At 62.9% G+C, this 19,934-nt stretch carries 21 protein-coding genes; 9 read left to right on the top strand and 12 right to left on the bottom strand.

Going from position 1 to position 19,934, the window contains the following annotated elements; translation table 11 throughout:
* Nucleotides 1–225 precede the first annotated feature (225 nt).
* From ACZ5YA_RS29460 to ACZ5YA_RS29425, 8 genes are all read left to right on the top strand, one after another.
* Entirely contained in the window at nucleotides 226–1,023 is a 798-nt protein-coding gene (locus ACZ5YA_RS29460; protein WP_059375276.1) for a maleate cis-trans isomerase family protein, read from the top strand.
* Between the two features lie 46 nt (nucleotides 1,024–1,069).
* Entirely contained in the window at nucleotides 1,070–1,861 is a 792-nt protein-coding gene (locus ACZ5YA_RS29455; protein ID WP_059375279.1) for a transporter substrate-binding domain-containing protein, read from the top strand.
* 84 nt (nucleotides 1,862–1,945) lie between these two features.
* Nucleotides 1,946–2,659 carry an ABC transporter permease gene (locus tag ACZ5YA_RS29450; RefSeq protein ID WP_059375281.1) on the top strand — a complete coding sequence of 238 codons (714 nt, stop codon included), beginning with the start codon at nucleotides 1,946–1,948 and terminating at the stop codon, nucleotides 2,657–2,659.
* Complete coding sequence (locus tag ACZ5YA_RS29445; protein ID WP_059375283.1) at nucleotides 2,649–3,338, top strand: ABC transporter permease; 690 nt, start codon at nucleotides 2,649–2,651, stop codon at nucleotides 3,336–3,338. Before ACZ5YA_RS29450 ends, ACZ5YA_RS29445 begins: the two co-directional genes overlap by 11 nt.
* 38 nt (nucleotides 3,339–3,376) lie before the next feature.
* Nucleotides 3,377–4,162, top strand: a complete 786-nt coding sequence (locus tag ACZ5YA_RS29440; RefSeq protein ID WP_059375291.1) for an amino acid ABC transporter ATP-binding protein — start codon at nucleotides 3,377–3,379, stop codon at nucleotides 4,160–4,162.
* A 25-nt stretch (nucleotides 4,163–4,187) separates the two neighbouring features.
* A complete protein-coding gene (locus ACZ5YA_RS29435) occupies nucleotides 4,188–5,213 on the top strand; it encodes an ABC transporter substrate-binding protein (protein ID WP_118931770.1) in 1,026 nt (341 codons plus the stop codon).
* A gap of 72 nt (nucleotides 5,214–5,285) precedes the next feature.
* Nucleotides 5,286–6,140 (top strand): ABC transporter permease, encoded by an 855-nt coding sequence (locus ACZ5YA_RS29430; protein ID WP_251877575.1) that lies wholly within the window; start codon nucleotides 5,286–5,288, stop codon nucleotides 6,138–6,140.
* A 1-nt stretch (nucleotide 6,141) separates the two neighbouring features.
* Nucleotides 6,142–6,963 (top strand): ABC transporter permease, encoded by an 822-nt coding sequence (locus ACZ5YA_RS29425; RefSeq protein WP_118931768.1) that lies wholly within the window; start codon nucleotides 6,142–6,144, stop codon nucleotides 6,961–6,963.
* A 295-nt stretch (nucleotides 6,964–7,258) separates the two neighbouring features.
* Here ACZ5YA_RS29425 and ACZ5YA_RS29420 read toward each other — a convergent pair whose 3' ends face one another.
* The 5 genes from ACZ5YA_RS29420 to ACZ5YA_RS29400 form a co-directional block, all read right to left on the bottom strand.
* The gene (locus ACZ5YA_RS29420; protein WP_306633925.1) at nucleotides 7,259–8,218 is read right to left on the bottom strand and encodes a 2-hydroxyacid dehydrogenase; all 960 of its coding nucleotides are present in this window, start codon (nucleotides 8,216–8,218) and stop codon (nucleotides 7,259–7,261) included.
* Nucleotides 8,219–8,230: 12 nt separating this feature from the next.
* Complete coding sequence (locus ACZ5YA_RS29415; RefSeq protein WP_251877579.1) at nucleotides 8,231–8,701, bottom strand: type II 3-dehydroquinate dehydratase; 471 nt, start codon at nucleotides 8,699–8,701, stop codon at nucleotides 8,231–8,233.
* A gap of 10 nt (nucleotides 8,702–8,711) precedes the next feature.
* On the bottom strand, nucleotides 8,712–9,326 hold the full coding sequence (locus tag ACZ5YA_RS29410; RefSeq protein ID WP_118931764.1) for a glutathione S-transferase: 615 nt from the start codon (nucleotides 9,324–9,326) through the stop codon (nucleotides 8,712–8,714).
* A 15-nt stretch (nucleotides 9,327–9,341) separates the two neighbouring features.
* Nucleotides 9,342–10,340, bottom strand: a complete 999-nt coding sequence (locus ACZ5YA_RS29405; protein ID WP_464091598.1) for an NAD(P)H-quinone oxidoreductase — start codon at nucleotides 10,338–10,340, stop codon at nucleotides 9,342–9,344.
* A gap of 86 nt (nucleotides 10,341–10,426) precedes the next feature.
* Nucleotides 10,427–11,494, bottom strand: a complete 1,068-nt coding sequence (locus ACZ5YA_RS29400) for an ABC transporter ATP-binding protein (RefSeq protein ID WP_410469165.1) — start codon at nucleotides 11,492–11,494, stop codon at nucleotides 10,427–10,429.
* A gap of 463 nt (nucleotides 11,495–11,957) precedes the next feature.
* Here ACZ5YA_RS29400 and ACZ5YA_RS29395 point away from each other — a divergent pair, with 463 nt between their 5' ends.
* On the top strand, nucleotides 11,958–13,208 hold the full coding sequence (locus ACZ5YA_RS29395) for a flavin-containing monooxygenase (RefSeq protein WP_059375379.1): 1,251 nt from the start codon (nucleotides 11,958–11,960) through the stop codon (nucleotides 13,206–13,208).
* Between the two features lie 110 nt (nucleotides 13,209–13,318).
* Here the strand turns inward: ACZ5YA_RS29395 and ACZ5YA_RS29390 are convergent, their stop codons facing one another.
* The 7 genes from ACZ5YA_RS29390 to ACZ5YA_RS29360 all read right to left on the bottom strand — a co-directional run bounded on the left by ACZ5YA_RS29390 (nucleotide 13,319) and on the right by ACZ5YA_RS29360 (nucleotide 19,790).
* Nucleotides 13,319–14,317: a D-2-hydroxyacid dehydrogenase gene (locus ACZ5YA_RS29390; RefSeq protein WP_464091597.1), complete on the bottom strand. Its 999-nt coding sequence runs from the start codon at nucleotides 14,315–14,317 to the stop codon at nucleotides 13,319–13,321.
* A 13-nt stretch (nucleotides 14,318–14,330) separates the two neighbouring features.
* Nucleotides 14,331–15,092 carry a class II aldolase/adducin family protein gene (locus tag ACZ5YA_RS29385; RefSeq protein WP_059375472.1) on the bottom strand — a complete coding sequence of 254 codons (762 nt, stop codon included), beginning with the start codon at nucleotides 15,090–15,092 and terminating at the stop codon, nucleotides 14,331–14,333.
* Nucleotides 15,093–15,105: 13 nt separating this feature from the next.
* Nucleotides 15,106–16,068 carry a Bug family tripartite tricarboxylate transporter substrate binding protein gene (locus ACZ5YA_RS29380; protein ID WP_118931761.1) on the bottom strand — a complete coding sequence of 321 codons (963 nt, stop codon included), beginning with the start codon at nucleotides 16,066–16,068 and terminating at the stop codon, nucleotides 15,106–15,108.
* Nucleotides 16,069–16,185: 117 nt separating this feature from the next.
* Nucleotides 16,186–17,103 (bottom strand): Bug family tripartite tricarboxylate transporter substrate binding protein, encoded by a 918-nt coding sequence (locus tag ACZ5YA_RS29375; protein ID WP_464091596.1) that lies wholly within the window; start codon nucleotides 17,101–17,103, stop codon nucleotides 16,186–16,188.
* 92 nt (nucleotides 17,104–17,195) lie between these two features.
* Nucleotides 17,196–17,699 carry a 2,4'-dihydroxyacetophenone dioxygenase family protein gene (locus tag ACZ5YA_RS29370; protein WP_059375485.1) on the bottom strand — a complete coding sequence of 168 codons (504 nt, stop codon included), beginning with the start codon at nucleotides 17,697–17,699 and terminating at the stop codon, nucleotides 17,196–17,198.
* A gap of 34 nt (nucleotides 17,700–17,733) precedes the next feature.
* Nucleotides 17,734–18,819, bottom strand: coding sequence for a glycerol dehydrogenase (locus ACZ5YA_RS29365; RefSeq protein WP_464092877.1), 1,086 nt, complete (start codon nucleotides 18,817–18,819; stop codon nucleotides 17,734–17,736).
* Nucleotides 18,820–18,896: 77 nt separating this feature from the next.
* The gene (locus tag ACZ5YA_RS29360) at nucleotides 18,897–19,790 is read right to left on the bottom strand and encodes an NAD(P)-dependent oxidoreductase (protein WP_059375496.1); all 894 of its coding nucleotides are present in this window, start codon (nucleotides 19,788–19,790) and stop codon (nucleotides 18,897–18,899) included.
* Nucleotides 19,791–19,934: the final 144 nt, after the last annotated feature.

The raw sequence follows: 19,934 nt of genomic DNA, 5'->3' as shown, positions 1-19,934 counted from the left end.
GCCCGCCGCCATGCGCATGCGACCTGCCTCGGCGGCCTCGCGGGGCCATCAGGAAAATCGATCCATGCCAACGGAAAAGGCGACTTGGTGCCTCGGATGGCCTCTCGCATCATTGGTTTTCGCTGGCGTGGCCGGTGCGGCGGGCGGCGGCAACGCCCGGTCCCGGATCGACGGCCGACGTCACCAGATGCAATCCGCAGCAACCTCACCTTACAAGGGATCCGGATGAACACCGCCTCAACGCCGGCGCAAGCCGCCTATCCCCGATTCCGCTACGACGGCTCGGGCGACCTGGCCCGCATCGGGCTGATCTACATCGCTTCCAGCGTCGTGATGGAAGAAGAAATGTGGGCCATGTCCGCTCCAGGGGTTTCCACCCATACCGCGCGCATCAAGCTGCCCAAGGTCACGGTGCAAGGCATCGAAGAGATGATGAACGCGCCTGAACTCGAACAGGCCGCGCGCCTGGCCGGCGCCGCTCCCATCGACGTGCTGCTGTTCGGCGGCACCAGCGCCTCGTTCCTGCATGGCACCGCCTACGACCAGGCGCTGATCCAGAAGCTGCGGCAGTGGGTGCCGGGGCCGCAGATCACCACCGCCTCCACCGCGACGCTCGCGGCACTGAAGAAGGTCAAGGCCGGCAAGGTTGCGTTGGCCACGCCCTATCTTCCGGAGATCCACGAGCGCGCCATCCGCTTCCTGCAGGAAAACGGCCACGAGGTCGTCAAGAGCGCCTGCCTCGGCATCTCTGACGATCACGCGCTGGCCGAGGTCTCGCTGGAAAAGGTCTACGACCACGTGCTCTCGGTCGATCACCCCGACGCGACGGCCATCTTCGTCTCGTGCACCAACTTCCGCACCGTCGGCGCCATCGAGGCGCTGGAACAGAAACTCGGCAAGCCGGTGATCTCGGCCATCCAGGCTTCGTTCTGGCATTGCCTGGATCTCACCGGCGCGGCGGGCGCCAAGCCCGGCTACGGCTCGCTGTTCAACGGCAACCTGAGCAAGGCCGCAGCGATGTAGACCATTCAACGAAGTGCATGACCAATAAATAAGCAAGGGGAAAATAATGCATCTACACCAAACCATCACGGCGCTGACGCTCGCAGGCGCCTCGCTGTTCGCTGTGACGCCCGCCCAAGCCGAGAAGCTGGTGCTGGGCAACGAAGGCAGTTATCCGCCCTTCAGCATGGTCGACCCGTCAGGCCGCCTGACCGGCTTTGAACCCGACCTGGCGCGCGAGATGTGCAAGCGGATGAAGGTCGATTGCGAGATCGTCGTCATGGACTTCAAGGCCCTGATCCCGGCGCTGCTGCAGAAGAAACTGGATGCCGTGGTCAGCCAGACCAAGCCGCTGCCGGAGCGCAAGGAAAAAGTGCTGTTCGGCCGACCGGTGCTGTTCAACCCGGACTCCTATGTGGTGCCCGAGGCCAAGAACTACACCTTCACGCCGGAGGGCCTGAAGGGCGTGCGCATCGGCCTGCAACGCGGCTCGGCCCAAGCCAAGTACGTGGGCGAGACATTCGGCAACGCGGTGCAGATCGTGTTCTACGACAACCCCGACCAGATCCGTCTCGACCTGGCCAACGGCCGGCTCGACATGAGCCTGGGTCCCAAGATCAGCTGGACCAATGAGTTCCTGTCCAAGCCCCAGGGCAAGGGCTGGAAGTTCGCTGGCGGCGATCTGTGGACTGGCGGCGGCGAAGCCGGATCGAGCTGGATCGCCCGCAAGGACGGCGGCGAACTGCTCAACCGCATGAACGTCACGCTGGACACCATCATCAAGGACTGCACCTTCACCAAGCTGCGCAAGCCGTACATGGAAGTGGAGCTGCTGCCCGAGGAAGCGGCCTGCCGCTAGCAGGATTCGCGCGCGCCGCCCGAGTCCCCGGCACGAGCTTGCCGGACCGGGCGGAACTCCACCCACGCTTGCCAGGAAGACCTCATGCCTTCGATGGGTTTCGTGCAGCAACTCGCGACCGGCGCAATGATGACGATCCAGGTCGCCGTCTGCGCCTACCTGCTGGCGCTCGCGATCGGGACGTTCTTCGCCCTGATCACACTGCGGCCGACATGGCTGGCCAAGATCGTCTGGATTCCGTATGCCTCCATCTTCACGGGGGTGCCTTCGCTGCTGGTCGGTTTCCTGTTCTATTACGGCGGCTCGCAGATCGTCGCCAGCCTGCTAGCGCCGTTCGGCATCGACCAGCAGATCGAGGTAACGCCGTTCATGGCGGCGGTAGCGGCGCTGGGCATGGTGTATGGCGCCTATCTGGCCGACCTGATCCGCAGCGCGATCCAGAACGTTCCCCACGGCCAGTTCGAGGCCGCGCGGGTGCTGCTGGTGCCGCGCACCGCCATCTGGCTCAAGGTGATCCTGCCGCAGATGCTGCGGCTGGCCCTGCCCGGCATGACCAATATGTGGATCGTCGTGCTCAAGGACACCGCCCTCATCTCCCTGATCGGCCTGAAGGAAATCATGGCCTACGCCAAGCTTGCCTCCGGCGTGACCAAGGAGCCTTTCGTCTATTACATGCTTGCGGCCGGCTTCTTCCTGATGATGACCTGGCTCACCTACTACGTGGCGCGCCGTGTCGAAACATGGGCTGCGCGCGGCTTTCATCCCGTCGTGACCAAGGGAGCGTCGCATGCACTTTGACTTCCAGGTAGCCTGGGACAGCCTGCCCAAACTGCTGGCCGGCGCCGGCACCACCTTCGCCGTGCTGCTGCCGGTGCTGGTCATCGGCCTGCTGCTGGCGCTGCCGGTGGCGCTGGCAAGCTTCCGGCCCGGTGCGCGCGCGCTCTTCGCCAGCAGCTACATCGGCTTCTTCCGCGGCGTCCCCAGCCTGGTGCTGCTGTACCTGATCTACAGCGGACTGCCGCAGTTCTCCATCGTGCGCGACACCCCCTTGTGGAGCGTCTTCTCCAACGCCTATGTCTGCGCCTGGCTGGGCCTGGCGCTGACCCATTCCGGCTTCATGGCGGAGATCATCCGCGGTGGACTGGCGGCGATACCCCGGGGCACGATCGAAGCGGCGCAGACCCTGGGCCTGAAGCCTGCGCAGATCCTGTTCCGCCTGCGCCTGCCGCTGGTGGCGCGCTATGTGCTGCGCGCCTATCAGAATGAATTGCTGATCATGGTGAAAAGCACGGCGGCTGTCAGCGCCATCACGCTGGTCGACCTCACCGCGGCCGCCAACACCGTGTTCGACTACACCTATGACCCGTTCACGCCCCTGATCACGGCGGCGGCGATCTACTGGTGCATCACCAACTGCATACGACTTGGCTTCTCGATCGCGGACCGCAAGTTGAACCGCTATCTCGCCAGGGCCTGAACCGCCCGGCCGACCGAACTATCAGAGCGCGAACCATCATGACTGCCATCCTGTCCAGCATCACGCCGCCTGTCTCCGCCACCCTGTCCGAGTGCGCGCCCGCGGTCTCCATCTCGGGTTTGAACAAGTTCTACGGCGCCTTCCACGCCCTGCGGGATATCCACCTGGAGGTCTCCAACGGCGAGATCGTCATCCTCTGCGGTCCTTCCGGATCCGGCAAGTCGTCCCTGATCCGCTGCATCAATCATCTGGAACAGCATGACTCGGGCGACATCCGGGTCAACGGCGCCGAACTGACCCGGCGTCCCGAAGACGTGGAGAAAGTGCGGCGCCAGCTGGGCATGGTGTTCCAGAACTTCAACCTCTTTCCGCATATGACGGTGCTGGACAACTGCACCTTCGCGCTGAAGATCGCCTTGAAGGTTCCAGCCCGCGAGGCCGAACAGACGGCGCGCGAATACCTGGCCAAAGTCAATGTGATCGAGCAGGCCGACAAGTATCCGATCCAGCTTTCCGGTGGCCAGCAGCAACGCGTGGCCATTGCCCGCGCGCTCTGCCTGCGCCCGCGCATCATGCTCTTCGATGAGCCGACCTCGGCGCTCGATCCGGAATCGGTCGGCTCGGTGCTGCGCATCATGGAAAACCTGGCGCAGACCGGCATCACCATGATCTGCGTCACCCACGAAATCGGCTTCGCCCGCAGGGTGGCCGACCGCTGCGTCTTCATGGAGCGAGGCGAAATCATCGAGACCGCGCCCACTGAACAGTTTTTTGGGGCGCCCCGCAGCGAGCGCCTGAAGAATTTCCTCGAGCAGGTTCTGTAGTCAACCATATAGACAAGGGGTTGTCATGATCAAGAAACTCATAAGCGCCGGCATGCTTGCCGGCGCGGCTCTCTCCGCCACGGCGCAGGCGCAGGATGCGCTGGTGGTCAGCACCTGGGGCGGCAGCTTCCGCGATCTCATCGACGAGAACATCGGCCGCGAATTCACGCGGCAGACCGGCGTGCCGGTGAAGTACATCACGGGCGGCACCATAGACCGGCTGAACAAGGCCAAGCTCGCCACCAAGCCGGAAAGCGACATCACGTTCACCACGTCGCATATCGGCTGGCTCTATGTCAACGCCAACCTGTACGAAAAACTTGACCTGAGCAAGATCCCCAACTACTCGCACCTGGTCGACCGGGCCAAGATCAGCCCGTACCATATCGGCAGCTGGGCGTACGTGTACACCATCGGCTACCGCCCCGACCTGGTTCCCGCGGGCGTCACCTTCAACAGCTGGAACGATCTGTGGAGCCCGGCGCTGAAAGGCAAGCTGTCCGCGCCCGATTTCGACCCCAGCCACATCATCGACATTTCGGCGTTGCTGTCCGGCGGCGATGCCAGCACCTGGGAAAAGGGGCAGGAAAAACTCAAGGCCCTGAAACCCAATTTCAAGGCTTTCTACACCAACGACGCCAACAGCCAGCAACTGATCGCCGCCGGCGAAACGCCGGTGCAGGTCGTGCTATCCATGAACGCGTACTACATGATCGGCCAGGGCGTGCCCATCAAGGTGGCGATGCCCAAGGAAGGCGCGGTGCTGGGTGTCGATACCATGGCCATCATGAAAGGCAGCGCCAAGACCGACCTGGCCCACAAGTTCATGGACATCGCGCTGTCGCCTGAGGTGCAGGCCAAGATCGTGGCGGCCAAGAAGGCCAGCCCCGTCGTCGACAACGCCAAGGTCTCGCCTGAAGACGCTGCCCTTCCTGGCGTCTTCACGACCAAACAGCAGTGGGACACCCAGGCCATCGTCATCGACGACAAGCTGCGCGCGGAGAAAACGGCCGAGTGGCGCAAGTGGTTTACCGAGAACATCATGAATTGATAACGCAAGGCCGCGGCCCCTTGGGGCCGCGGCGCCGCCACGTCCTCAACGTAAACCAAGGATGGGTTCACCATGGATGCGCGTTCCACCCTGAGGGGATGGCTGATATCCCCGGCAAGCTTCATCGCCCTGTGCATCTGCGTCGCCATGGCGGCCGTGCTGCAGTACAGCTTGCGCACCTTCATTCCGGGTTCGCTGGACGTCGGCGGCCTGACGCTGACGAACTTTTCGGGCATGGGCAAGCAGATCTACATCGATGCCTTCACCAACACCTTGCGCCTGAGCGTGGAGACCACGGTCTGCTCCCTGCTCGTGGCCTATCCGCTGGCGTATGCCCTGGTCCGGGTGCGCAACCGCGCCATCAAATCCTTCATCCTGATCGTGTCCATCACGCCGCTGTTCCTGGGCGAGATCGTGCGCACCTATTCCTGGATCATCGTGCTAGGCAGCACGGGCTTCATAAATTCGATGCTGCTCAAGACGGGCCTGATCGATACGCCGCTCACACTGATGTTCAGCCATCTGGGCGTGCTGGTGGCGCTGGTGCACGTCACCATCCCCGTCGTGGTGCTGATGCTGGCCACGGCCATCTCGCACATCGACCGCGACTACGAAAAGGCCGCGGAAAGCCTGGGCGCGGGGCCGGTACGCACCTTTCTCACGATCACCCTGCCGCTGTCCATGCCCGGCATCCTGGCCAGCATCACCACCTCGTTCGCCTGGACCTTCAGCGCCTTCGCCACGCCGCAGATGATAGGCGGGGGCCGCGTGCCGACGGTCTCGACGCTGGTCTACCAGCTGGGATTCTCGTCGATGAACTTCCCCCTCGCCGCCAGCCTGAGCGTCATGGGCCTGGGCCTGACGGCGATCTCGCTGATGCTGCTCGGCCAGGTCACGCGCCGTCTCAAGGTCATCGGAGGACATTGACATGAGCATCCGCAAATCCCTGCCCCTGTGGCTGCGCATCGGCGCGCCGGTGCTGATCACGCTGATCCTCGCCTTCGTGCTGCTGCCGGTAGTCGTGGTGATGCTGGCCTCCTTCAACGACAAGGCCCTGCTCACTTTTCCGCCGCAGGCCTGGTCCTGGCGCTGGTTCGAGCGCGTCTTCACCTACGCCGATTTCCGCGATGGCTTTCGCGCCAGCATGGTGGTGACGCTCTGGTCCTCGCTGCTGGCGCTGGTCATCGGCACCGGCCTGGCGATCGCCGTCAAGCGCATGGCGTTTCCGGGCAAGAACATCCTGCAAGCCATCCTGCTCTCGCCGCTGGTGATTCCCCATTTCACGGTCGGGCTGGGCCTGCTGATCCTGGCGGCGCAGCTGAACGTGGACCGCGGCTACGGGATCGTGATTCTGTGCCACGTCATCCTGGTCCTGCCTTTCGTGCTGCGCAGCGTCTATGTCTCGATGGAGAACCTGGACGAACGCCTGGAGCAGAGCGCCGCCAGCCTGGGCGCCTCGCCCGTGCGGGTGCTGTTCACGATTACCGTGCCTCTGCTGGCACCCGGGCTGTTCGGCGGCTGGCTGTTCGCGGCCATCATGTCATTCAGCGAATTCACCGCCTCGCTGTTCGTGACCACCCAGAGCACGCAGACCTTGCCAGTGACCATGTACAACTATGTGCGCGAGTTCGCCGACCCGACCCTGGCTGCGCTGTCGGTGGTGTACATCGTGGTGACGGCCGCGCTGTTGATCTTCGCCAACCGTTTCCTCGGGCTGAGCAGGATCCTCAATATCGAGGACAACCACTAGAGAATTCTGGGGTGGAATGTTGCTGATTGGTTTGGTGAGATCAGGTTCTTGAGCCGCCGGCGTCCGGACTGCGGGATTCCGATGCTCGCCCCGGTGGGGCTGCGCTTCGGATCCCTCCGCCCGGCCACCGGCTCACAATATCTACCCATGAACGGGGTCCAAAACCAACGCATTAGGCGACTGTCAGCCGAGGTGGTCCGGAGCCATCCGAAGCGCAGCCCCATTGGGGCGAGCATCGGAATGGCGCAGGGCTGCCTCGGCGGCTAAAGAACCCTGACATCCGCAAGACCCAACGTCAATAGCCGCGCGCGGGATCAACGCGGTTGGCGGGCTCCAGGCCCTGGTTGACGCGCAGTATGTTGTCGGCGATCTGTCCGGCGGCCGATGCTGGAATGGCCACCGAAGCCAGGTGCGGCGTGATCAGCACGTTGTCCATCGCCCAGAGCGGGTCGCCAGCGGGCAGGGGCTCGCGCTCGAACACGTCCAGCGTCGCGCCGCCCAGATGGCCGCTGCGCAGCAGATCGGTCAGGGCGGCCTGGTCCACCAGCGCGCCCCTGGCCACATTGATCAGGGCTGCTCCGCGGGGCAGACGCTGCAAACGTTCGCGATCCAGCAGGCCGCGGGTCTGCGGCGTCAGCGGCAGCATCACCACCAGGATGTCCGCGCGCGACAGCACCGTGTCCAGCGACTCCATGCCGGCGTGGCACTCGACGCCTTCGATGCTGCGCGGGCTGCGCGACCAGCCCAGCACCGTCAACCCCTGGCGGCGCAGCTCCTGCGCCGCGCAGGCGCCCAGCTCGCCCAGGCCCAGCACCGCCACACGCACGTCCTCGGGCGAACGCGGATGGCGGTAGGCCCACTCGCCGCGCCGCTGCGCCGCCTCGAAATACGGAATATCGCGCGCATAGCGCAGGGTGGCGAACAGCACGTAGCCCGCCATCATGCGCGCCATGTTTGGATCCGTGATGCGCGTGATGGGCACACCGGCGGGCAGGTCCTCGCGGCCCACCAGCGAATCCACTCCCGCCCCCAGGTTCACGATAAGGCGCAGGTTCTTCATGCGGTCGAAGAAGCCCTGCGGCGCCTTCCAGGCCAGTGCGTAATGGATGCTGGCCGGGTCGTGCGCCTCGCTGCCGTGCACCATGCGCAGGTCCGGCAGGCGCGCCTGCATGGCGTCGCGCCAGGCCGTGTAGTCATCGAACTCGCTGTAGAAAACCATCGTGCCCGACACGGCCGGGCGGGAGGATGCATGCATGGCGGGGCGACCTCAGGCGCTGCGGTTGATCAGGCGGGACATGGCCTCGATGGCCAGCTCATAGCCATCGCCGCCCAGGCCCGCGATGACACCGTCGGCGGCCTTGGAAATGTAGGAATGATGGCGGAAGGCCTCGCGCCGCCAGATGTTGCTCATGTGGACCTCGATGATCCTGCCGGGAAAGGCTAGCAAGGCATCGAGGATGGGCACCGACGAATAGGTCAGGCCGGCCGCATTGATGATGACGCCCTGCGCGCTGCCGCGCGCCTCTTGTATCCAGTCGACCAATTGGCCTTCGTGGTTGGACTGGACGAAATTCAGCCGGATGCCCAGCGAGGCGGCCTTGCTTTCGCAACGCTGCTGCAACACGGGAAAGCTGTCGGAACCATAGGTCTTGTTGGCGTCCAGTCCGTAGAGATTGGCGTTCGGCCCGTTGAGAAACCAGACCGTGGAGGAGGTGGAAGATGCGCTCGGCGTCGTCATGGCGGCGGTCTCAGGCTTCGTTGGGAAGGGTGGCCTGCATGGCAGGCAATTGATTGAACACGGCGAACCAGGCTGTGGCCCGCGGATGCGCGGCGCGCCAGTCCAGCTCGGGAAAGCGGAAATCCAGATAGCCCAGGGCGCAGCCTATGGTCAGGCTGCCGATGTCCGGATGCGCTTGCGGCAGCTCGTCTGCCTGCGCCTCGATTTCCGCGAGACAGGCCCGTACCTTGACCAGCTGTGCCTCGCGCCATTGCGGCCATTGGATTTCGGCCGGCCGGGCCGTGTGTTCGTAGCGCGCCAGCAGCGCGGCATCCAGCAGGCCGTCGCCCAGGGCCTGGCGCGTCAATGCCAGCCAGCGCGCCTCGCCCGCCGGAAACAGCTGCGCGTCGCCGGCGGCGCCGGCCAGGTATTCGCAGATCACGCGGCTGTCGTAAAGCGCCCTGCCGTCCGGCAGGATCAGGGTCGGCACCTTGGCCAGCGGATTATGGGCGGCGATGCGCGCATCGCGGTTGACCGGATGCGCCGCGCTGGGCAGCCATTCGATCCGTCCGGCCTGGCCGGTCAGATGCGCGCAGATCATCACCTTGCGCACGAAAGGGGACGTCGGGGCGTAGAGGAGTTTCAATCCAGTCTCCGATTGTCAGGGTTTGAGGACCAGCTTGCCGAACACCTTGCCGCTTTCCAGCAACTGGTGCGCGCGCACGGCCTCGGCCAGCGGCAGGCTTTGCGCCATTCTGGGCCGGATGCGGCCGGCGGCCACCAGGGGCAGCACGTGGCGCCTGAGCGCGGCGGCCATGCGGGCCTTCTCGGCATCGGTCTGCGGCCGCATGGTCGAGGAATGCAGGCTCAGCTGCTTCTGCATCAGGGTCAGCAGCTCGACATTGACGGCCGATCCCTGCAGGAAGGAAAGACTCACGTGACGCCCGCCGAAGGCCAGCGCCTGCAGATTGCGGCGCACGTAATCGCCGCCGACGATGTCCAGCACCACGTCCACGCCGCGGCCCTCGGTATAGGTCTCGCAGGCCTGCACGAAATCCGTGTCATGAAAGCAGATCACCTCGGACGCGCCGAGTTCGCGCAAGGCAGCGCCGCGGTCGCGCTCGCCATCCGTCACGATGACCTTCGCCCCGGCCGCATGCGCCATCTGGATCGCCAGCGTGCCGATGCCTCCGCCGCCGCCGTGAATCAGCACGGTCTCGCCCATGCGCAGGCGGCCCAGCTCGAACAGGTTGTGCCAGACGGTGTACAGGCCTTCCGGCAGGGCGCTCGCCTCGGCGTCGCCCAGCCCCGGGGGCACGGACAGGGAATGATCCACGCGCGCCACGCACCACGGCGCATAGCCTCCGCCCGCCAGCAGGCTCATGAATCGCTGTCCGAGCAGGGACTCCGGCACGCCGGGGCCGCAGGCGGCCACCTCGCCGCAGGCCTCCAGCCCGAGCACGTCCGTCACGCCCGGCGCTGGCTTGCTCAGGCCCTGGCGCTGCATGATGTCGGGCCGGTTGATGCCGGCCGAAAGCACACGCAACAGCACTTCGCCGGGGCCTGGCGTGGGGACCGGGCGCTCGGCCAGCGCCAACACCGTGGCGTCGCCGGGCTCGCGGGCGATGATGGCTTGCATTTCAAGGGGGATCTGCTTCATGGAGTTTTGCCTCGCGAAAGAATGGAAGCCGGGCGGCTGCGCTGGCGCGGCCGCCGTGCAGGATGGAACAGCGCGGAACCCGTCTTTCAGGACGACGCGTTGAAGACGCTGACCCCGTGACCGGGCAGAGCAAGTCCCGCCACGGCACCCACGGGCCATTCATGGATGCAGTTCAGGTCGGAGGTGCGCACCATCACGTGCTGGCGTCCCTCCACGGGAATGTGCACCTCCAGGTACAGATCCACGTGGTCGCCCTGGAATACGTGGTTGACGACCGTGCCGCTCAGCACCGACCCGCTATGCAGGGTTTCCAGCTTGATGTGTTCGGGCCGCACATAAAGATCGAGCCGGTGCCCCTCGTGCGAGCCGCCCACCAGGCGGTGGCGGGGAATATGCGTCAGCCCCGCGCCCAGGCGCAGCTGGATGGTCTCCGCGCCGGAGCCGTGATAGTGCGCGGGCAGGATGTTGACGTCGCCCAGGAACGAGGCCACGAACGGGTCCTGCGGATTGCGATACAGCTCGTCGGGCGCCGCGACCTGCCGGATCACGCCCTGGTTCATCACCGCAATGCGGTCCGACATGCTGAGGGCCTCGCCCTGGTCATGGGTGACAAAGATTGTCGTCACCCCGAGCTTGCGCTGGATATCCCGGATTTCCACCTGCATGGCGCCGCGCAGGCCCTTGTCCAAGGCGGAAAACGGCTCGTCGAGCAGCAGCACCTTGGGGCGGATCACCAGGGCCCGCGCCAGCGCCACCCGCTGCTGCTGGCCGCCGGACAACTCGCGCGGCTTGCGCTCGCCCAGTCCATCCAGCTTCACCAGGGCCATGGCTTCGCCCACCCTGCGCTCGATCTCGGCGGCCGGCACGCGCCGCATCCGCAGGCCATAAGCGATATTGCGCGCCACCGTCATGTGCGGGAACAGCGCGTAGTTCTGGAACACGATGCCGATCTGGCGCTGATATGGCGGCAAGGCCGTGACCGGGGTGTCGTCGATGAAGATCTCGCCCTCGTCCGCGTCGGCAAAACCCGCGATCAGGTTCAGCAAGGTGGTCTTGCCGCAACCGGACGGGCCCAGCAGCGTCAGGAACTCTCCGCTCTCGATCTTCAGGGAGACCTTTTGGAGCACCGCATGATCGCGGTATTTCTTGATCACGCCCTCCAATCGGAGCGCGCTGGGAGTATCGGAGGCAAAGGGGCGATTCGGCATGGCTGCTGCACTCACAAAGTTCGACTTCCCGGCGTGTATGGCTCGGGAAAAGCAGGCGGTGGCCGCATGGCACGCAAGAGAGCGTCCTCAGCGTTCTGGTGCATTCAAGAATACGGCAAGGCCCTTTTCCCAGTGCGTTGCCGATGCTGATGGGGGCCATCGGAAAAAAGAAATCGCGGCATCCCGGACGCCCCGAAGCCCCCCTTTCCGCGCAAACCTGCTCCTTTGCTTTTTCCTAAGTCAGCCGTCCGAAAAACGAAGTTATCAACTCGGGGCTTCAGGGTCACACTGCGTGCCTATCGTTCAGCGCGCCCTTTGATCAAGCGCGCGGTTCGCCGGTCTTCTGTTGCTTGATCTTCGTGTCAGCCTCGAGACGCACCAGGGTCTCGGTAATTTTTAGGATCTTCAAATGTCAATTGAAAAAACCAATACGCTGGTGATCGGCGCCGGTCAGGCCGGCATCGCAATGAGCGAACACCTCGGCGCCATGGGCATTCCGCATATCGTGCTCGAGCGCAAGCGGATCGCCGAACGCTGGCGTTCCGAACGCTGGGACTCGCTGGTCGCCAACGGCCCCGCCTGGCACGACCGCTTTCCCGGCCTGAAATTCGATGACGTCGGACCCGACGTCTTCCCGCCCAAGGAGCGCATGGCCCAGTACTTCGAGGACTACGCCAAGATGCTCAAGGCGCCGGTGCGCACTGGCGTCGAAGTCCTGCGCGTGCAGCGCAACGACAAGCGCCCGGGCTTCACCGTCACCACCTCCGCGGGCACCATCGAAGCCCAGCACGTGGTCGCCGCGACCGGCCCCTTCCAGATCCCCACCTACCCGAAGATCGTGCCGCAGGACGCCGGCATCCAGCAGCTTCACTCCTCGGCCTACAAGAATCCAGGCCAGCTGGCCGAAGGCGCCGTGCTCGTCGTCGGCGCAGGCGCCTCCGGCTCGCAGATCGCCGAAGAACTCCGCCAGGCCGGCCGCACCGTCTACCTGTCGGTGGGCGAACACTATCGCCCGCCCCGCTCCTACCGCCAGCGCGACTACTGCTGGTGGCTGGGCGCGCTGGGCATGTGGGATGAGGTCAAGAAAAAGCCCAAGCGCGAACACGTCGCCTTCGCCGTGAGCGGCTACGAAAACGGCAAGACCGTCGACTTCCGCCGCCTGGCGCGCGACGGCATCCAGCTGGTGGGCATCACCACCTCCTATGAGAACGGCGTGCTGCATTTCGCCGACAACCTCGGCCGCGACGTCGCCCAGGGCGACGCCGACTACTTCGAGGTCCTGCGCGAAGCCGACGCCTACATCGAGCAGAACGGCCTGGACCTGCCGCCCGAGCCCGATGCCTGGAAACTGCTGCCCGACCCGGAATGCCTTACCTACCCTATCCTCAGCCTGAACCTGGCCGAGGCCGGCATCAAGACCATCCTCTGGGCGACCGGCTTCAAGGTCGACTTCAGCTGGATCGACGTCGACACCTTCGACGAAAACGGCTACCCCATCCACAAGCGCGGCATTTCCGCCGAAAAAGGCATTTACTTCCTCGGCCTGCCCAACCTCACCAACCGTAGTTCCTCGTTCATCTGGGGGGTTTGGCACGACGCCCGCTATATCGCGGACCATATCGGCATCCATCTGGATTACCTGGCCTACGAGAAGGAATGAGGGAGGCGGAGCATGGCCGGCTTCCAGGTCAGCCAGAAAAAACCCGCACGCTCGTGGGAGCTGCGGGTTTTTTGCGGTCCTGGCCGGCCTACCCCATTCGGGCACTGTAGCTAGGGCTGGCTAGCGCTGGCATACCATTGCAGCAAGCGCTGCCGAAAGCGCTCGTCCAGTTTCCCGTATCGGGTCTGCGCATCGCCCGCCGCGTGCGGCGTGAGAATCACGTTGTGCATATTCCACAAAGGCGACGCCGGCGGCAGGGGTTCCACTTCGAAAACGTCCAGGTAAGCGCAGCGGACCTGCTCCCGTTGCAACGCCTCGATCAAGGCGTCCTCATCGGCCACCGGTCCCCGCGCAACGTTGATCAGTCCTGCCTCGGCCTTCATCTTGCCAAAGGCATCGGCATCCATGAGATGAAACGTCTCGGGCGTCAGCGGGCATGCAAGGAATACCCAGTCGGCGCGGGGCAATACCTCATCCTTCCTGTCCAGGGTGACGACACTGTCAAAATTCGGCAGGGGGCCGCTGGAAGTTCGCCTCACGCCTATGGTTTTCATGGACACGGCCTTGCATAGCCGGGCGATTTCAGCCCCGATACTTCCGACGCCCACGATCACGGCCGTATTGTTTTCAATTCCCCTCGGCTCCAACGGGCCAAAGCGCACCGGAAACCATTCATTTTCGTACTGCTTGCGAAAATGGACATGCATGTTCCGGGCAAGCATCAGCATGCCAGTGAATGCGCTCAGGGCAACCGTCGTCCCCGCGATCCCCCGCGCATCCCAGATTTGCACGCCACGGGCGCTCAATTCGTCGTAAAACGGCCGATCCAATCCGGCGGAGGGAACCTGCAGGAACCGCAACCCTCCGCATTTCCGCATCAGGTCGCAAAAATCCGACATCTTCCTTGTCAGCTCCATTTTGGAGGACAGTTCCAGAATATCTGCTGACAGATACGCCCCTACGACCCGGGCCCTGCCCTCCTCCGCAACACTGTGCGCGCCCTCGTAGAGCAGCCAGTCGAATACCTCGCCACAACGGGACCTGAGCTGGGCGTACCCGTCCACATCGCGCGCATGCACCTCGCGGGACAAAACGATAAGCGGATTCATGCAATGCCCCGGGTCAATCTTTGTAGTCCGGACATTTCTTATCCAGGAGCCGCTTCAAGGCAGGCCATTCCAATATTCCGTACGGCTTTTGCTTGCCAGGGCTGTCTGCGCTGGGTTGCAGCTTCAATTGCTGTCCCGTGCGACGTATCACCTCGTCATTTGGAAGGTTGATCTCGGCGCCGGACGACATGACGCGCAGCTGCACGGCGCACGATCTTTCAAGCCTGTAGATATTGTTGAAGGCTTCGGGGATGGTCCGGCCAGTGGCCAGCAAGCCGTGATTCCGGAGAATCATCACGTCGGCCTCCCCCAGGTCGTTCACGAGGCTTTCCTGCTCCTCGGTATCGACCACGACGCCTTGATAGTCGTGGTACGCCACATTCACGAACCGCATCGACGTCTGCGTCAAAGGCAACAGCCCGCATTTCATCGCCGACACGGCCATGCCGTCCAACGTATGCGTATGGATGATGCATTCGACATCATGGCGAGCCTTGTGTATGGCGCTGTGGATGACGAACCCCGCTTTGTTCACACCATAGGTTTCATGGGGGTTGTAGAGAACATTGCCGTCAACGTCCACCTTTATCAGCGACGAGGCCGTAATCTCCGAATAATGATATCCAAACGGGTTGATGAGAAATGAATCCTCGCCCGGCACTCTGGCGGAAATGTGGTTGTAGATCATGTCCAGCATTCCGAACATGTCCACCAGGCGATAGCAGGCGGCCAGATCGACTCGCAGTGCCCACTCTTCATCAGAGAACGTATGCATTGTGCCTCTCCCTTTATCGAGCCACGTTCATCGTGGCCAGCAACTTCTCGATGCGCACTTTCTCGCTGGCCTGCAGTGCCGCCATCTCCTGCGGAGTCGACCCGACCGGCTCGCTGCCCTGAGCGATCAGCCGCTCACTGACCTCCTTGTCCCGCAAGGCATCCTGGACCGCCCGGGACAGTACGGCCGTCCGTTCATCCGAGACATCGGCCCGCACCGCGATGCCGAACCACAGCGGCAACTGATAGCCCTTCAAAGATTCACTCATTGTGGGTACGTCGGGCAGCACGTCCGACCGGACATTGGTGGTCACGGCCAGTGGCCGGACATTGCCTTCCTTGACCTGGCCGACCACCTCATTGATGGGCGAAAAAACGAAGTCCAGCTGGCCGCCAAGAAGATCCGTCAGCGCCGCGGCGCCGCCTTTATAGGGAATGTGCGTCATCTCGACCGACGCCATATCGGCCAGCAGGCTCGCGGACATATGTTGAACGGTGCCGTTGCCGGCGGAGCCATAGTTCAGCTTTCCGGGATTCTTCCTGGCGAATGCAACGAGATCGTCGACCGACTTGAAATCCGATTTCGCATTCACGACCAGCACGATCGGAAGATTCGTCAGCTGCGATACGGGACGAAAATCGCGCTGCATATCGTAGTCCACGGATTTGTCCATGACTTTATTCACGATATGAGATGCCGACGTCACCAGCATGATATAGCCGTCGCTGGGCGCGCGCTTGACATACAGAGCCCCGATCCCGCCGCCGGCCCCTGGCTTATTCTCGACGATAACGGGCTGCCCGATCTTCTTGCTCATGCCTTCGGCAACGAGGCGCGCGGTGGCGTCCGTGCTGCCTCCCGCGGAATAAGGAACAACCAGCGTCAGCGGCTTTTCGGGGAAATTCTGAGCCTGGGCGCCGACGGAAACGCCAAGCATGGACACCATAAAAACAAGGGAAGAGAACGGCACTTCCATGGACCTGTCTCCTATTTTCTATGTTCACTCGCAGCGGAATCCGGTATTCCGGTAAGCGTGCGTCGACGTATCGGCTATTTCTTCCGACAGCTCTCCTTACGTCGAACCGCAGCCTGGTCAGTCCAGCTTCTCGAGTTCCGAGCTTTTTATGACCTCTGCCCAGTGGTCCTGCTGCGCCTTGATGTAGTTGCTGAAATCCTGGCCTGAACCCAGGAAGGGATACTGGCCGTGCCCCAGCAGGGTCTTCTGCGACTTTTCGGTTTTCAGGATTTCCTGGACGGCCGTCTCGATTTTCCCGGCAATCGCGGGATCCATGCCGGCCGGGCCCACGATGCCGTTCCATGGCCCGATGAGGAAATCAGCTTGGCCAGTGGCCTCGATGACCGTCGGGACCTCCGGCAGAAAAGACACGCGTTCCTTTGTGCCCACGCCGATGGCGCGCAGCTTGCCCACCTGCACCTGCGGCAGCGCCACGGCGCCGCTGATCAGGGCCATATCGATGCCTCCGCTCAGCATGCCATTCACCAGGGCGGCGTCTCCCCCGCTATATGGCACGTGCAACAAGGGCACCCCCATTCTCTTGGCGAACCACTCCCCGGCCAGATGATTGTCCGCCCCCATGCCGGCGGAACCGAACGTCAGCGGCTGTTTGGCCGCCTTTCCGGCCGCGACAAGATCGGGGATGGATTTGACGCTCGACTGGGCATTCACCGCCATCACATACGGATACTGCGCGACGGGAGCAATGATCGTGAAGTCCTTGAAGACGTTGTAATCGATCGATTTGCGGTACATGGGTTCGATAGCCAGGGACCCGCTGCTCGCCAACAGCAGGGTGTAGCCATCCGGTTTGGCCTTTTTCACATACTGCAGGGCGATCAGGCCATTCGCGCCCGGCCGGTTCTCCACGACCACGGCCTGCCCCAGCTTGTCGCCAAGCTGCTGCGCCACATACCGGCCAATCACGTCCGTGGGGCCACCGGCGCCAAACCCGATGACGAGCGAAACGGGACGAGCGGGATAGTCAGCGGCCATGGCCTGGCCGCCGCACATGGCCACCGACATCGAGGCCAACAGCAAGAAGTTTTTGATCTTTTTCATTTGTCTTCCTCACCCTGGGAATCGCATCAGCGGATGATGCTTTCGAGGTAGTCCTCGCTCAGGCCCACGCTCTTGTAATGGGCGCGACATTTCTCAACACGATCGAATACGTCCGTGTAACCGGTCTGCTTGCCGTTCTCGTCCACGTATATCAAGGCGCCATTGACCAGAAACCACGTCAGCATCTCGCCTTCCTCTTCCGATACCAGCGTATGGGTCTCGCCAGGCGGCTCGAAGACATAGCTTCCTTCCTTAGCCGTCCAGTCATGCTCCAGATAGCGCCACGACCCCTTCAGCACATATCCATGCACCGTCGCGGGATGGCGATGACAGCTGACGACGCCCTTGCGCCGCACTCGCAGGACGCTGGTCCAGTACCCGTGCGTGATGTTGAGCAACAGCGGCTTGAACCACACGTTGTCATGAATCGGAACCCACAACCGGTCATCGCCTTCCAGCACCGGCGTCACGATCTCCTGGCGTATGCCCTTGGGTTGAAGTTCTTTCGGGAATGGCAAAACTGAGTTCATGGTTTTTCCTTCGGTTTTCCGTTTGGATGAAATTTCAGGCGGTGCGACGCTCGAGTTCGAGCATCGCCTGCACGATGTCGTCTTGGAATATCTGCTGCGCTCCACCCGCCAGATAGGGCGCGGTCAATGTCTGCGCCGCCACCTCCGACAGCCGCTCCTTCGAGATGTCCGACACGCCGAAATCCCGCAGGCAGGAGGGCAAGCCGACTGCCTTGACCACTCCCAGCAGTTCGTCGAATTCGTCGCGCTGGCGCTGGCAGGCCAGCACCTGGACCAGGGAGCCATAGGCCACCAGTTCGCCGTGCAGGAAGCGTTCGGTTTCCGGCATGCACGTGAGCCCACGAAGCAAGCCATGCGCCAGCGACAGGCCGCCTCCCTCGAATGCCAGTCCCGAGTACAGGACACAGGCCTCCACCAGTCGCTCGAAGTGCTCGCCCGGCCGTTGCGCCTCGCATTCGCCAATGGCGCTTATGGCGTGGATGCGGATCAGTTCATAGCATCTGTCGGCCAGCGTTCGCGAAAGCAGCAGGCTTTGCATGCCGAAGGTATTCGGGACGGAATTCGCCACCGAGCAATCCACTTCGAATTTCTTGGACAGGGCATCCCCGATACCAGCGACAAGCAGCCGCCTGGGCGCCTCGGCCAGGATCGACGTATCCACGAGCACCAAGTCCGGATTTCGCGCCAGCACCCTGGAATGCTTGAAGACATGTTCTTCGTAGATCGCAACCAGGCGGCTCGTCGGAGCATCGTTCGAAGCCGCCGACGGCATGATCACCATGGGCAGATTCAGGTTTGCCGCTACGGCCTTGGCGGTATCCAGCGTTTTCCCCCCGCCGAAACCGATCACGCAATCCGCGGCAATATTCCGGGCAGCTGCGGTCAGGTCATCGATGGCAGCATCGGAACAGTTTCCCGGGAAGATGAAGGCATGGATCGCCACGCCGGACTGGTTGAAACGAGGCATGTATTGCTCAAGTGCCGCGTCGTAGATCAATAGCGCCGAGTCCGCGCCCAGGCAGTCCCGGAGTATGCCTTTCAGTTCGTTCAACGCGGCAGGCCCCTGCACATATCGCGCAGGAAAGCCCGTCCCATATAGATTTGAGTATGTATTGGCCATGAGTAACGGAAGCAATGGTGTTCCGGGGCGCCTGCGGCCCGGCATCCACTTGGCTCTGGGTTCGCGACGAAACGCGCCTAGCCGAGCCTGGGTTTGGGGCAGTCGTTGATTTCGGCCCAGAAGTCAGTCAGGCTGGACGTGTCCTGCCCTGCCTTGCCCGCCGCCAACGCCATTCTGAAGATGTTCCTGGTCGTGTCGCACACGGGCAGAGCTACCCGACTGCTGGCGCCCGCGTTGGAAGCCAAGGAGATGTCCTTGTATCCCAGCGCCAGATCGAAGCCCGGCGACAAATCTCCTTTCAGCACTTTGTTCGGCCATTTCTCTTTCAGTTGACCGTTGCTGGCAGTCGTGCTGGTGAGCACATTGAACGTATTGTTCAGATCCAGACCCAACGATTGCGCCAACACCAAGGCTTCGGAATTGATTTGGCAATAGCAAAGGACCATCATGTTGTTGATCAGCTTGGTACGCGTGCCGTGGCCCGCCGCACCGCAGTGATAAACGGTGGTCCCCATCTTGTACAGAACGGGCTCGACCTTTTCGAGATACCGCGCGTCGATGCCCAGCATGAACAGGGATTCTCCCTTGTCCGCATGTGCGGCCAGCCGACCCACGGGAGCATCGCCGAACACGATTCCCTTTGCCGTGAACGCCTGGAACAGCGCATCGACGGTATCGACATCGACAGTACTCATGTCGATGTAGATGGCTCCGGGGGCAAGGTTTTCGAGGATGCCGCCCGAGCCGAGCGCCACCTCCTTGACTTGCCTTGGGCCAGGCAGCATCGTGAAGACGATATCGGCATTTCTGCACAGATCGGCCACGTCCGCCGACATATGCGCACCTTCGGCCTGGAGTCTTTTCGCTACCTCTTCGTTCAGGTCGAAAACCCAAACCTGCTCGCCCTTGCCGACCAGCGAACGTGCCAGCGAAAGTCCCATCCTGCCCAAGCCAATAAAACCGATCCTCATAGCCCACTCCTTTAGACGGGCAAAGTATATCGACGATCAAAAATGCCAGAGGACGACATTTTTTCTGGCAGATAGTCGTTTTAGGCATACATCCGATCACGCTCCAGCCGCCTGAAAAACAGCCGCGTTGATAGTCGAAAAACG

It is taken from the genome of Achromobacter sp. JCM 18799, assembly GCF_055395645.1.
Note: the sequence above shows the minus strand (reverse complement) of the source record. Positions and strands in the feature narration are given on the sequence as shown.